Here is a 13771-nt window from a genome sequence, read left to right as displayed (position 1 = left end):
TCTTTAACTGATCAAGACCGCATCCCCATCCAGATCACCGCCTCAGTCCATGCCGTCACAACCGGTGTCAGAGCCCTGAACCAGGGATCGCGCACATCGATCTGCGCAGCTGAGTGGTCATGATGGTGTTGCTCTTCTTCCACGATCGAGGCAATGGCCGCGACTGCGTGCGGGTCGATATCGCGTAGCTCATGCAGTTGATGGGCCAGGTGTTTGAGCACCACACTTTCAACCGCGACGGTCGTTGCGACAATGGCTTTGCGGCCTAAGAGGCCGGTGATCAAACCCAACGCCAGGCCGCCGATGCCGCACAGCCAGTAACTCCGGCAGCGGGGGTAGTTGCGGCGTTGCAGTTCAGCCTGAAAGACCGTCCGATGGCGGCGTTCGTGGGAGAGAAATTCCTTGAGCTCATCCACCATGCCCGGCGCGAAAAGCCGGGCCATGAACAGCTGGCCGCTGTAGATACAGATCGCACCGTGCTCGCCTGCATGGTCAACCTTCATCATGCGGTTACCGAGGTCACTTCCATTAGCCATGTAGTCTGGGGGGTTCACGCTGAGATGCCTTGTCATGGAAGAGGCCTTGGCCGCGACAGTACGTTGAAACGCTGAAAATGTGTTGCCTGTAAGCAAGTCGTCGCGGCCAAGGCCCCTCCCACAAGTGATATGTACACCTTGACTGATCGGCATTAGAGCATGTACTTGCTCTTCGGCAGGCATCGTGCTGTCACGTCGGACAGATAAACAAGCGCAGCGTTCACATTCCCGCCTCTCGCCCTCGCCCCACAGAAACCAAAGCCGTCACCAGACTGCCCACCCCCGCCACGCCCATCACCAAGGCCATACCTTTCGGTGTCCCATCGGACAACCAACCGACAAGTGCCGCGCTGAAGATGCCGCTGCCGTAGTGCATCGCGCCCACCAATGAAGATGTGCCCGTTGGGGGAAGAAGGCCAGTGCCCAGGTGCCGATGTGGAAAAGTCGTTCGCTGCCCGTGCGGCTCAGTAATCAGCCTTTGGCGTAGTGGTTGATGCGTTGCGTTATCAGCGCTGAGCACCCAGCATCTCGGTGATCCAGCGGATCTGGCGGGTGATTTCCTGCATCTTCTCTTCAGGCACGGCCTGTCGCGCCTGGGCGAAACTGGTCAAGGTCTTATGTTTCTTGAGCAACAAACGCTGCCATTTGAGCAGAAAAGCCGGGCTGCGGGCCTGCATCTGCAACGGGCCGAAAAACAGTTCCTCAGCGCTGTACATCACCGGCCCGGAGCGGTCGGCGACGATGATTTCGTAGTCGAAGCGGTTTTCCCGCAGCACTTCCTCGCAGAGGATACGGTAGCCATTTTCCATCAGCCATTGGCGCAGCGGTTGCTCGCCACCGTTGGGTTGCAGGATCAGACGTTCCTGACCGCTCAGATACGCCTTGCCGCTGTCGAGGATGTCGCGAATCGTCTCGCCGCCCATGCCGCACAGGCTGATCGCAGTGATTCCGTCTTCCGGCCTGATCGCCGCCAGCCCATTGGCCTGGCGCACGGTAATCGATTGCTCCAGGTCGTTCTCGCGCACGGTACGTTGCGCCGCATGAAACGGCGTCAACGCCACCTCGCCCGCCACCGCCGCAACAATGGCACCACGGCGCATCAAGGCCACTGGCAGGTAAGCGTGATCCGAACCGATATCGGCCAGACGCGCACCCGCTGGCACATGCGCGGCGACACGCTCCAGGCGCATGGACAATGTCTGTTCGTTCAACTGCCGCCCCTTTTCACCACAAACGTTCGGCACCTTTGGCCGATCGGGGCGCGATTCTGTCGAGTAATGACGGGGATTTCAAATGTTTGGCCAATAACGCAAAGACAGACCGAACTAGCACACACCCGAAGAGGTTTCAATAGACTGCCTGAGCTATAGGTTTTATCGAGCCCGCGTGGAGAATGTCTTGTTGAACAGTGTTGCCGCTTATCAGGCCCTGCACTACCTACCTGTACATCACGTGGATACGAAAAATGACCCTGAATAAAACTGTTATTCAACTACTCATGGCCGGCGCGACGGTATCGTTGCTTCAGGGTTGCGGGATCGTGGCATCCAAAACCGTCAGTGATACGAGTTTGCAGGAAAAAGCGGCCGTGACACTCAACACCACGCCAGAGAAAGTCAGGATTTTCGACAAGCGCGGCGAACTGGACTCGGTGAAGTTCAAGGCACAAAGCAGCAAAGGTGTTTATAACTGCTATTACACCACCCTCGTGGCTCTGGATTCCGACACGCTTTGCTCGGGTCCGGTGGAAGGTTCCGGCAAACAGACACCGTCTGACACTGCAGCCCCAGCCAACTGCAATGCGCTGCTGAAAGCAGCCAGGCGCTGCGGATCATGAAAGGCTCCGTTAGCGCGCTGTTCACGCTGACGCTGGGCAGCCTGGCACTGAGCGGTTGCGTGCCGATAGCGCCGCCCGCTCAAGGGTTCAACGCCATGTCGGCCCAGCCGGTTTCGCAGCCAGCCTCGATGCTGGAAGCACGAAAGGCTCATGACGAGATGTTTGCCCGGTTCAAGACCTCAGGCAAAGCCATTCTGGTCGTGCCGAGCGCCAGTCTGGACAGCCTCAAGACAGACTTCGGGAACAACGATGACATCGCCAGGTTCTTGCGACTGCGCTCGGGAGTCACCGAATGGACCAACACCTCTCGCCCGTCCTCCAGTATCAAGGTCGGTTACGACACCAGTAACAAACCCGATGAAAACAATGGAGAAAACTCCTACTTCCAGTTGGTATTCGGCAGAACACTCTACAAGATCTACCTGGTCGATCCCGGCCATTACAGCATCAGTGGCGTGAGCTACAACCTCCCCCGCACAGCCGCATTCGAGGCCCCTGGCGGACGCAACATTCAGCCCTCGTCACTGGGTTACGCCATGCTCAAGTCGATAACATTCGATGAGTTCGAGCGGGGCAAGAAATGGGAAGACGCCAGCTACCGCAACGAAACCGTGCAGGAGGATTACTGCACCTCCGTACGCGTGGTCAATAACGAATGCACAAGCTGGGGGAAAAACTCCTACGACGTCAAACGACAGACCTCGCCAGCAGGCTGGACGGAAAGCATAAAGCAGCGAACCATTGAAGCCCGCAGCGTGACGGCCAAGATCAACAAGGAGTTCGCGAGCTTCGATATTGCCTCGGGTGAAGTGATCCTGATCGATGGCTTCTTTGCCGAACCACCTGCCGCCGAACTGCGGGAAAACAGTTGCAAGCAGGCCGATCAGGAACAGATGCGCTGTGAGCTGAAGCAACTGACCCTGGTGCAACTGCTGGGCGAGGTCGAGGAAGTCAGGAAAAGTCAGAACCCGGCGGACTGGGGTTTGCCGAAAATGGCTGAAGTCCTCAAAGGGCTGACCTATCGACCGATCACTATCAAGGCGCGTGAAACCAGCGGCAAGTCGGTGTGGGGACCGTCATATAGCGTGAAGGCGAACTGAGGAAGAGTGATCGCCTTGCCGCCAGCGTGGGGCAAGGCGTTGTCATTCGTTTTCACAGATCAGCGTCGCCCGCTCCGGGTGCTCACATCGACCCACACAGCCAGCACCAGAATGCTGCCCTTGACGATCATCTGCCAGTAGCTGTCCACGTCGAGCATGGACATGCCGTTGTCCAGGCTGGTGATGACCAGTGCTCCGAGCAAAGCGCCATAAACCGTGCCGGAGCCGCCGCGCATGGAGGTGCCGCCGATGAAGCAGGCGGCAATGGCGTCGAGTTCGCCCATGCTGCCGGCCGAGGGCGAGCCTGCGGCCAGGCGTGCGGTGTTGACCATACCGGCGAGCGCACACATCACGCCCATGATGCCGAAGATCCACAGCTTTACGGCCTGCACATTGATACCCGACAGCCGCGTGGCCTCCATATTGCTGCCCACTGAATAGACACGGCGTCCGAAGACAGTCTGGCTGGTCACGTAGCTGAACACACCTAGCAGAATCAGCAACAACAGCACCGGCACGGGGATACCGTCGTAGCTGTTGAGGGTATGGACAAAACCGGCCAGCACCGCGCCGATCAACACCACGCGCAGGATGTCGCGCACCAGCGAATGCGCCGCCAGCCCATGGAGAGCGCGATTGCGACGCTGCTTCCAGGTCAGGAACAGCGTCAGCGCAAACAGCACAACGCCCAGGCCTGTACCGACCGAATGCGGCAGATAGCCCTGTCCCACGTAAACAAGCTCAGACGATACCGGGGCGATGGTGGTGCCGCCGGTAATCCCCAGCAAGATACCGCGAAACGCCAGCATGCCGCCCAGCCCGACAATGAATGACGGGATGCGCAGGTAAGCGGTCATGTAACCGTTGGCGATGCCGATCATCAGCCCGCACAGGACGACAATGCTCAGGTTCGCCAGCAGCGGTACGTGATAGATCACATCGAGAATCGCCGCCAAGCCACCGAGCAGGCCCAGCAATGAGCCAACCGACAGATCGATCTCGCCACTGATGATGACCAACACCATGCCGCAGGCCAGAATCCCGGTGATGGACATCTGGCGCAACAGGTTGGAGAGGTTGCGCGGGGTCAGGAAGCCGCCCTCGGTCTGCCAACTGAAGAACAGCCAGATAATCGCCACGGCGATGACCAGTGCGAGCATTTTGTAGCGGGTGAAAAGCTGTTTGACCTGGTTCATCTAGGCGGACTTCCGATCATTATTGTTATGGCCAGCAGCCTGGCTGAGCGCGGCGGCAAGCACTTGCTCCTGAGTGAGTTCGTGATTGATGAAGTCACCGCGCAACTGACCTTCGCCGATCACCAGCACCCGGTCCGAGACGCCGAGCACTTCGGCCAGCTCCGAGGACACCATGATGATCGACACGCCTTCGGCCGCCAGTGCGCCCATCAACTTGTAGATTTCATACTTGGCGCCAACGTCCACGCCACGGGTAGGCTCATCAAGAATCAGGACCCGGGGTTTGGTCAGCAGCATCTTTGCCAGCACGGCTTTTTGCTGGTTGCCGCCAGAGAGGCTGGTGATCGGCAGGAACGGGCTCGCGGTCTTGAGGTGCATGCGCGCGATTTCCTGATCGATGCCATGCAGCTCGGCTTCAGCATCGATACGGGTCAGCCTGGAGTAGTTCTCCAGTACCGCCAGGGTGATGTTCTGGCCGACACCCAGATCCGGAATGATGCCTTGGCGCTTGCGATCTTCGGGGACCATGCACAAACCGGCACGAATGGACTTGAGCGGCGTGCCGGTGTCGACTCGCTGGCCTTCCAGCCAGACTTCGCCTTCATGACGACCGGGATACGCGCCGAACAGCGCCGAAACCAGCTCCGTGCGACCGGCACCAACCAGCCCGGCGATACCGAGAATTTCACCGCGCTTGAGAACGAATGAAATGTCGTCGACCCGCTTGCGCTTGGGGGTATCGACGTCATAGCAAGTGATATGACGCGCCTCGAAAATCACGTCACCAATGCTATGGGGCTCGGTAGGGTACAGGTTGCTCATTTCCCGCCCGACCATCTGGGTGATGATCCTGGGAATGTCCATGTCCGCCATGTGGGTCGTGGCAATGTGTTTGCCGTCCCGGATCACCGAAATGGTGTCGCAGACGGCAGCCACTTCATCGAGTTTGTGGGAGATGTAGACACACGCAACGCCCTTGGCCTTGAGGTCGCGGATGATGTCCAGCAGCACCTCGATTTCCGAACGGGTCAGGGCCGAGGATGGCTCATCGAGGATCAGCAGGCGCGCCTGCTTGTTCAGCGCCTTGGCGATTTCCACCAGTTGCTGGTAGCCACCGCCGTACTGGGAAACCGGTAGCGAGACATTCATGTCCGGCACTTTCAGCTCACGCATCAAGGCTTCAGCGCGGTGGGTCATGGCCGGGTAATTCATGCGCCCGCCAAACAACGTCAGCTCATGGCCCATGAAAATGTTTTCGGTCACCGACAGGTCGGGAACCAGGGTCAGTTCCTGATGAATGATGACAATGCCGGCGGCTTCGGTTTCGCTGATCGACTGCGCCTTGAGCGGCTGGCCGTCCCAGAGAATTTCACCGTCCCAGGTGCCATGGGGGTAGACCGCCGACAGCACTTTCATCAGCGTGGATTTACCGGCGCCGTTCTCGCCGCACAATCCGACGCACTCCCCCGGCCTGATCCTGATGTCGATGCCATTGAGGGCTTTGACACCGCCAAAGGTTTTGACGATGCCGTTCATTTGCAGCAGGTAGTCGGACATGGCGAGGGCTCACGCAAAGGGTCCACTCCCCGGCAGGGCCGGGGGTTTTACTCAGACCGGTCAGATCACTGCCCGGCAATCTGTGCCTTGGTGTAGAAGCCGTCCTTCTCCAGCAGGTCGATGTTGTCCTTGGTCAACGGGGTGGGCGTGAGCAGGATGGTGTCGACCTTCTTGCTGCCATTGTCGTACTGCGAGCTGTAGGTGGGTTTCTCGTTGCGCGCCAGTTGCACCGACAGCTTGGCGGCCTCGGAAGCGATCAGCTTCAGCGGTTTGTAAACGGTCATGGTCTGAGTGCCATTGATCACTCGCTTGACCGCTGCCAGGTCTGCATCCTGCCCCGAAATCGGCACCTTGCCGGCCAGTTTTTGCGCAGCCAGAGCCTGAATCGCACCGCCAGCGGTGGCGTCGTTGGAAGCGACGATGCCATCGATCTTGTTGTCGTTACGAGTCAGGGCATTTTCGACAATGCTCAGCGCTTCGGTGGGGTTCCACTCCTTTACCCACTGTTGGCCGACGATCTTGATATCGCCCTTGTCGATGGCCGGTTGCAGCACTTTCATCTGGCCTTCGCGCAGAATCTTGGCGTTATTGTCGGTGGGCGCGCCACCGAGCAGAAAGTAATTGCCCTTGGGCGCGGCTTGCAGCACACCGTTGGCCTGCATCTCGCCGACCTTTTCGTTATCGAAGGAAATATAGGCATCGATGTCGGCGTTGAGAATCAGGCGGTCATAGGACACCACCTTGATCCCGGCCTTCTTGGCTTCGGCCACAGCGTTGGTCAGCACGGTGGCGTTGAACGGCACGATGACGATCACATCGACGCCACGGGAGATCAGGTTTTCAATCTGGGAAATCTGCTTCTGCTCGTTGGCATCGGCCGACTGGACAAAAACCTTGGCGTTGAGCTTTTCTGCCGCCGCCACGAAGTAATCCCGATCCCGTGACCAACGTTCCAGGCGCAGGTCATCGATGGAGAAACCGATTTTCGGGTTGGCAGAATCGGCCATGGCCGGGATGGACAGCAGGGCCAGAGCACTGGCCAGTAGCGTGCGTTTGACTTTATTCATGGTGGTGCGTCCTTTTATTGTTGTTTGAAAGACACTGCCTGACGATGAGTATCGTGCTGGTACAACTGTAGAGCGTCGTGAAGCCGGGCCAGTACAGATTTGTCGTGTGAATGTAACAACGTCATTGGCCCGACGAACGGGCCAGACCGTCAGCTATAGATGAACCGGTTGACGACGTTTTCGAGCATTTCCTGCCTGCCGCTCACGGCCTGCGGATTCAACTCCTGGGCAAAGGCATGTTCGGCCAGCGACTCAAGGCTGAAGCCACCTGCCAGCACCTTCTGCCCCAACGGCTGCTGCCAGCCTGCATAGCGTTGATCCTTGAATTGCTGAAGCCGGTCGTTCTGCAGCATGACCGCTGCGCGCTCCAGTGACAGAGCAAGAACATCCATCGCGGCGACATGACCATGAAACAGGTCCACTTCATCGAGGCTCTGGCGGCGCACCTTGGAGTCGAAGTTGAACCCGCCATTCTTGAACCCGCCGGCCTTGAGGATTTCGTAGGTGGCCAGGGTCATCTCTTCGACGCTGTTGGGGAACTGGTCGGTGTCCCAGCCGTTTTGCGGATCACCGCGGTTGGCATCGATGCTGCCAAAGATCCCCAACGACGCGGCCGTCGCAATCTCGTGATGGAAGCTATGCCCCGCCAGGGTCGCGTGGTTGGCCTCGATATTGACCTTGATTTCGTTTTCCAGACCGAACTGCTGCAAAAAGCCGAAGACGGTGGCGCTGTCGTAATCGTACTGGTGCTTGGTGGGCTCCTGCGGCTTGGGCTCGATCAGCAGGTCGCCCTTGAAACCGATCTTGTGCTTGTGCTCGACCACCATCTGCATGAAGCGGCCCATCTGTTCGCGTTCGCGCTTCAAGTCGGTATTGAGCAGGGTTTCATAGCCTTCACGCCCGCCCCACAACACGTAGTTGGAGCCTTTGAGGCGCTGGGTGGCGTTCATGGCGCTGAACACCTGAGCGGCGGCGCAGGCGAACACTTCCGGGTCCGGGTTGCTGGCGGCGCCTGCGGCAAAGCGCGGGTTGCTGAAACAGTTGGCGGTGCCCCACAACAGCTTGATACCGCTCTGCTCCTGATGCCGCTCCAGATGATCGACCATCTGCGCAAAGTGGTTGCGATATTCTTTCAATGAACGGCCTTCCGGCGCCACATCCGTATCGTGAAAGCAGTAATAGTCGATCCCGAGTTTGGTGAAAAACTCAAAAGCCGCCTCCGCCTTGCCAATGGCCACTTCTAGAGGGTCGCCCGCACGCTGCCACGGACGCTTGAACGTACCGGCACCGAACACATCGGATCCCGGCCAGACGAAGGTGTGCCAGTAGCAGACAGCCATGCGCAAGTGCTCGCGCATGGGTTTGCCGAGGATGACTTTATTGGCGTCGTAGTGGCGGAAGGCTAGAGGAGAATCGCTGGCCGGGCCTTCGTAGCGAATCCTGTCGATGTCGGGGAAGAACGGCATGGGTCGTGTCCTTTTGTTGTTCTTGTCGGTGTATCGATACTAGCAACGGCCCTGCGTCTGAAAATTATGAAAGTCACCAACGCAGGGTGCGATTTTGAGTATTGAGATTCACCTTCGACGCGCCTAGGCTGTGACGACCACCTTGGTGTTGGCAGACCCGGGACAATAACAATGAAAACCGTACCGCCCGTTCACCGCGTTGCACTGTTGTTCAACGGCAGCAAGATCTACGACCGCGGCATCATCAGCGGCATCGGCAATTACCTGAGCAGCACCCGCGCCTCCTGGGACCTGTTTCTTGAGGAAGACTTCCTGTGCCGGTTGAAAGGCATCGAGCGCTGGCAGGGTGACGGGATCATTGCCGACTTCGACGACCCGCTGATTGGCGAAGCCCTGGCCGGGATCAAGTTGCCAGTGGTGGCTGTGGGCGGTTCGTATCAGGATGAACGCGCCTATCCCCAAGACATCCCCTACGTCGCCACCGACAACAAGGCCATGATGACCCTGGCCTACGAGCACCTGATCGAAGCCGGACTGACGCGCTTTGCCTGCTTCAGCCTGCCCGAAGCCCAGGCCAATCGCTGGGCGCAGGAGCGGGAAAAAGCCTTTCGCTGGCTGATGCAACGCGATGGCCTGCACGCCGAGGTCTACCGTGGCATGGGCACCAGCGCGCCATTGTGGGACAGCGCCGTCGAACAACAGATCGCCTGGCTGCAAAGCCTGCCCAAACCCATCGGCATCATCGCCGTCAGCGACGCCCGCGCCCGCCAGTTGCTGCAAGCCTGCCTGACCGCCGGGATCGCCGTACCTGAACAAGTGGCCCTGATCGGCATCGACAACGACCCGCTGACCCGCAGCCTGACCCGAGTACCACTGAGCTCGGTCGTCCAGGGCACCGAAACCATGGGGCGCACCGCCGCGCGCCTGCTCCACCAGATGCTGCACGGCATGCCGGCCAAAGGCACACAGATCCTGATCCCGCCAGAGTCGATCAACGTGCAGGTATCCAGCCTGCATCAACCGTTGGGCGACCCTTACGTCATGCAGGCCCTGCTGTTCATCCGCCAATATGCCTGCCAGGGCATCAAGACCGCACAAGTGGCGGCTTATGTCGGCGTATCGCGCTCATCGCTGGAATCGCACTTTCGCAAAGTGCGCGGCTGTAGCGTCCACGATGAAATCCTGCGTTTCAAACTGGCGGCGGCAGCCAAGGGGTTGAAGAACACGGATTCAACGATTGCAGACACGGCCCGAAATTGCGGATTCAAGTCTGCGCAGTATTTGCATACGGTGTTCAAGCGAGAGTTTGGGTGTACGCCGCGCGAGTATCAGTTGGATAGGGCCGTGTAGGAAACGGACGAGACTGTGTAAAAACGCCAGTGTGACTCTGCCCAAACTATTTGGCGGTTGCCGAAGCCCTGGGCTTTGCTTCCTAAAAGTGGGCGGTGTATTAGACCGCTGCACATCGGCCCTCGGGGGACATAGTCGCTGAACTTAACCGCCGGGCAGGAATATTCAGATCAACGCTCAATTGGTAAGCTCCTTCGTTTATCGAACAAGGACAGCTCGTATGATTACCTGCCATGTGAAGTATCTGATTGACCCTTACCAGATTCCTGCTTTTGAAAGCTATTCACGATTGTGGATCCGGATCGTGACTCGAATGGGGGGCTTGCACCATGGCTATTTCCTTCCAGCTGAAGGTGCAAACAATATCGCGTATTGTCTGTTCAGCTTTCAAAACCTATCGGACTACGAACGCTATCGCAAAGAAGCAGAAACCGATGCCGAATGCGTCAAGGCGGTGGCGTTGGCGGTAGAGAAAAAATTCATTGTCAGCTATGAACGTAGCTTCATGCGTCCTGTACTCGAGTGATTTTTCTATCGGCCCAAAAGCCTAGACGACTACGTCAGTGATACCCATCCGGTGCGCATAGTCGACGTCCTTGTCGACGAACTCAACCTCATCTCCTTGGGTTTTGACGGTGCTATTCCGGCTGAAACAGGCCGTCCCGCTGACTACGCCCCTCAATATGCGCCAGCGAACGATCCCGTTCGACCTTGGCTTATTGAGCGCTAACCAAGACAGCTTTTGCTTCCTGCAGATGCTTGCGGAACCGGGCTGCATAATCCTCGGCAACTGCCGCTTGAATGCTAGCGCGGCTGGCAAGCGCACAGCGCCACTCGGCAACTCTGTTCAGTCCGATGAACAACCGATGTTCGGGTTTGAATCCGAGAATGTCGAAGTAACGGAAAACCGGAGCAATAGCGATATCAACCATGCAGAACGTCCCACCAGAGAAATACGGCCCCTCCGCTTTTTCACCGTCAAGTCGTTCCAGCTTGGCTCTCAACGCTGCTGATTTACCGAGCGCTGTCTGCTGATCCGCAGCATTCAGATATCCCCATGCATCAGCAAGCATGGCAGTAGCGAACTCGATCCAGGCACGATGTCGAGCACGTGCGAGCGCCGTTTCCGGGTGCAAGGCGGGCTCCGGGTAAACCTCCTCGAGGTATTCGCAAATCGCGACGCTCTCGAATAGAACAGTCACGCCCTCATTGTCATCCGGCACCGTGAGTAGCGGGACCTTGCCGGTCGGCGACATGGCCACAAACCAGTCCGGTCTGTCCTTGAGATCAACATCGACACGCTGAAATGGAACACCTTTTTCGTGTAACAGAATAGCCACACGCTGAACGAACGGGCACAGCCCGTGGCTGACGAGTGTGAACTGTGACATGGAATACCCACCATTGAATCAACAAGGCCCGCCGCCAGACAGGGAACGGGCCGTATGAACGCTACGTCCGTGCCAGCCCGTTAAAGCGAGCGGCCGCCGTCGACGATGATTTCCGTACCAACCGTCCATCGAGACTCGTCCGAGGCCAGGTACAACACAGCCTTGGCTACTTCTTCGGGCGTACCGAAGCGGCCGAATGGAATGGCCGCAGCGATATCCTTGTTGACCTGCTCCCGATAGGCATCGGGAATGCCGAGCTTGTCATACAGCGGCGTATCGACCGGGCCAGGGCTGACCGCGTTTACGCGAATACCACGCGGTAGGAGTTCACTCGAGAGCGTTTTCGACATGTTCAGGAACGCGGCCTTGGTCGCCGCATAAACGGATGAACGTGCCTCGCCAAGGTGCGCACTGACAGAAGTGTTGAGAACAACTGATGCAGGGTTAGCGAAGACCGGCAGTAGTGCTTGCAAGAGGAAGTACGGGCCTTTGACGTTGATGTCGAAGGAGCGATCAAACATTTCTTCCGTCCAGTCTTCGATTGGTATCCACACTGATACGCCAGCATTGAGGAAGGCAACATCCAGTTGCCCGTAATGAGCCTCAACAGCCTGCGCCAGTTCCTTCTGCGCTGCGATGCTGGCCGAGTCGGCACGCAGCACCAGGACTTCACTTCCCAGGACTGCCTGGGCGTTCGCAATGGACTCCGGATTGACACCTGTAACGATCACGCGCGCGCCTTCAGCGAGGAATTGCCTGGCAGTTTCCAGGCCGATACCGCTGGTACCGCCAGTGATAAGGGTGCGCTTGCCTTGTAAACGGGACATATAAAATTGCCTCTCGATTTGCACGGCCAGCCGAGCGGCTGACCTTATGAGAGGCACTATGTATTCATGCGAAAGCATTGATAAGATGAGAAATTAGAATAGATATCATGCCTGAATTGCATGAATGAGGGAGGCCTGATGGATCGACTGCTGCTAATGACCTGTTTTGTACGAACTGTCGAGACAGGCAGCTTTTCAGCTGCAGGTCGCGATTTAGGGCTGGGACAGCCTAACGTCAGTCGTTATGTGGCGGCGCTTGAAGACCATTTGCAAACCAGGCTTCTTCATCGTTCCACACGGAAGCTGGTACTGACGCCTGAGGGAGAACGCTATTACGCAGACGCTCGGCGCATTCTCGACTCAGTGGAGCAGTCCGAATCTTCACTGAAAGGGAACGTCACTCCGTCCGGATTATTGCGCGTTGCCTGCCCGACCGCATTGGCTCACACCTTCATCGTGCCGCATGTCGCTACCTTCCTGGAACGCTATCCGGAATTGTCACTCGATCTGCAGATCAGCGATCGCTACGTTAATCTGGTCGACGAAGGGGCTGAACTCGCGATCCGCATTGGACACCTGGAAGACAGTGCCATGCGAGCCCGCCCACTGGCCTGGTTCGAGCGCGTGTGCGTTGCCAGCCGTGAATACCTGGCCAAACGCGGGTCCCCAACCTCACCAACTGAACTGAAAGCACACGACTGCTTGATCTATACACTGCTTTCAACGGGTACTAACTGGCGCTTCAAGGGCATCGATGTGCCGGTTTCCGGCCGACTACGTGTCAACTCGCCCGAGGCGATACGCGAGTACGTCAATGCCGGATTGGGAATCGCGCAGGGACCTGAATGGCTTTATGAGGAAGGGCTGAGAAGTGGCAACCTTCAGCTGCTGCTGACTGATTACGTGGCGCCCTCAGTCCCGATTCAAGTCGTCTATCTGGCAAATCGGCTGCTACCCAAACGGGCCATCGTCTTCATGGATTTTATTGCGGATGTGTTTGCGAAGAGTCCCGAATTCCACGAACGCCAAAAGCCGTCTCATAAGCCATGACGGGGTTACGCACGAAGGACCTGGCCCTGTAGCGGAACCTTGGATAGAAGGTTCTCTGCTGCCTGCGGTCTGCCAATAGGTCAGGATCAGTTCCTTATTCACGGCGACCCGAGATTCGATGTAGTCGCCATCAGAGAGCAGGATGGGCCTTGGCCATGCCGATCAAATGCACGAACGGTGAGGAACAAGCGCAATTAACCGGCGCACTCGAAGGTGCCCCATGCAAAGCCGCCATAAGCGACACTTACGACACTTGAAACCCACAAACAGGCTACTAAACCCGACCGCTGATGCTCAGCGACCGACGCAGCCTGGTATCGGGATTTCACAGGCGCAAGGGCTTGAGACTCTCCAGGAAAGTTCACACAGAAGAAAGGGTAAAGCCTGCCAGAAA

13 protein-coding genes and 1 pseudogene are annotated in these 13771 nt (G+C 57.8%); 6 read left to right on the top strand and 8 right to left on the bottom strand.

The features are described 5' to 3' along the window. Positions 1–11: 11 nt before the first annotated feature. Both CKW23_RS24300 and CKW23_RS24295 read right to left on the bottom strand, forming a co-directional pair. Positions 12–506, bottom strand: a complete 495-nt coding sequence (locus CKW23_RS24300) for a demethoxyubiquinone hydroxylase family protein (RefSeq protein WP_095068507.1) — start codon at positions 504–506, stop codon at positions 12–14. A gap of 536 nt (positions 507–1042) precedes the next feature. After that, positions 1043–1747, bottom strand: a complete 705-nt coding sequence (locus tag CKW23_RS24295; protein ID WP_095068505.1) for a tRNA (adenine(22)-N(1))-methyltransferase TrmK — start codon at positions 1745–1747, stop codon at positions 1043–1045. Positions 1748–2001: 254 nt separating this feature from the next. On the opposite strand from CKW23_RS24295, the gene CKW23_RS24290 reads away from it, so the two are divergent. Beyond that, entirely contained in the window at positions 2002–2373 is a 372-nt protein-coding gene (locus CKW23_RS24290; protein ID WP_095068503.1) for a hypothetical protein, read from the top strand. After that, entirely contained in the window at positions 2370–3473 is a 1104-nt protein-coding gene (locus tag CKW23_RS24285) for a hypothetical protein (RefSeq protein ID WP_256590482.1), read from the top strand. The genes CKW23_RS24290 and CKW23_RS24285 overlap by 4 nt, the downstream gene beginning before the upstream one ends. Positions 3474–3532: 59 nt before the next feature. On the opposite strand, the gene CKW23_RS24280 is transcribed toward CKW23_RS24285, so the two are convergent. The 4 genes from CKW23_RS24280 to xylA all read right to left on the bottom strand — a co-directional run bounded on the left by CKW23_RS24280 (position 3533) and on the right by xylA (position 8759). Beyond that, the gene (locus tag CKW23_RS24280; protein ID WP_025259129.1) at positions 3533–4669 is read right to left on the bottom strand and encodes a sugar ABC transporter permease; all 1137 of its coding nucleotides are present in this window, start codon (positions 4667–4669) and stop codon (positions 3533–3535) included. Further along, entirely contained in the window at positions 4670–6226 is a 1557-nt protein-coding gene (gene xylG, locus CKW23_RS24275; RefSeq protein WP_095068501.1) for a D-xylose ABC transporter ATP-binding protein, read from the bottom strand. It abuts the gene before it with no gap. Between the two features lie 65 nt (positions 6227–6291). Next, positions 6292–7293, bottom strand: a complete 1002-nt coding sequence (xylF, locus tag CKW23_RS24270) for a D-xylose ABC transporter substrate-binding protein (protein ID WP_025259127.1) — start codon at positions 7291–7293, stop codon at positions 6292–6294. A gap of 149 nt (positions 7294–7442) precedes the next feature. Beyond that, a complete protein-coding gene (gene xylA / locus CKW23_RS24265) occupies positions 7443–8759 on the bottom strand; it encodes a xylose isomerase (RefSeq protein WP_025259126.1) in 1317 nt (438 codons plus the stop codon). Positions 8760–8930: 171 nt separating this feature from the next. Here xylA and CKW23_RS24260 point away from each other — a divergent pair, with 171 nt between their 5' ends. The 3 genes and pseudogenes from CKW23_RS24260 to CKW23_RS27340 all read left to right on the top strand — a co-directional run. Beyond that, positions 8931–10109 (top strand): XylR family transcriptional regulator, encoded by a 1179-nt coding sequence (locus CKW23_RS24260; protein ID WP_025259125.1) that lies wholly within the window; start codon positions 8931–8933, stop codon positions 10107–10109. A 220-nt stretch (positions 10110–10329) separates the two neighbouring features. Continuing rightward, complete coding sequence (locus CKW23_RS24255; protein ID WP_025259124.1) at positions 10330–10635, top strand: NIPSNAP family protein; 306 nt, start codon at positions 10330–10332, stop codon at positions 10633–10635. A gap of 12 nt (positions 10636–10647) precedes the next feature. Then, positions 10648–10776, top strand: a pseudogene (locus tag CKW23_RS27340) (hypothetical protein); the annotation flags it as partial. Positions 10777–10825: 49 nt separating this feature from the next. On the opposite strand, the gene CKW23_RS24250 reads toward CKW23_RS27340, so the two are convergent. Together CKW23_RS24250 and CKW23_RS24245 are read right to left on the bottom strand one after the other, a co-directional pair. Further along, positions 10826–11500, bottom strand: a complete 675-nt coding sequence (locus CKW23_RS24250) for a glutathione S-transferase family protein (RefSeq protein ID WP_025259123.1) — start codon at positions 11498–11500, stop codon at positions 10826–10828. Positions 11501–11580: 80 nt separating this feature from the next. Next, positions 11581–12327, bottom strand: coding sequence for an SDR family oxidoreductase (locus CKW23_RS24245; protein ID WP_025259122.1), 747 nt, complete (start codon positions 12325–12327; stop codon positions 11581–11583). Between the two features lie 138 nt (positions 12328–12465). Here CKW23_RS24245 and CKW23_RS24240 point away from each other — a divergent pair, with 138 nt between their 5' ends. Continuing rightward, positions 12466–13377 carry a LysR family transcriptional regulator gene (locus CKW23_RS24240; protein WP_025259121.1) on the top strand — a complete coding sequence of 304 codons (912 nt, stop codon included), beginning with the start codon at positions 12466–12468 and terminating at the stop codon, positions 13375–13377. The last annotated feature ends 394 nt before the right edge of the window (positions 13378–13771 follow it).

It is taken from the genome of Pseudomonas sp. Irchel 3A18 (assembly GCF_900187465.1).
Classification (GTDB): domain Bacteria; phylum Pseudomonadota; class Gammaproteobacteria; order Pseudomonadales; family Pseudomonadaceae; genus Aquipseudomonas; species Aquipseudomonas cichorii.
The sequence above is the reverse complement of the archived record's forward strand: the minus strand, read 5'-3'. Positions and strand labels throughout refer to the sequence as shown.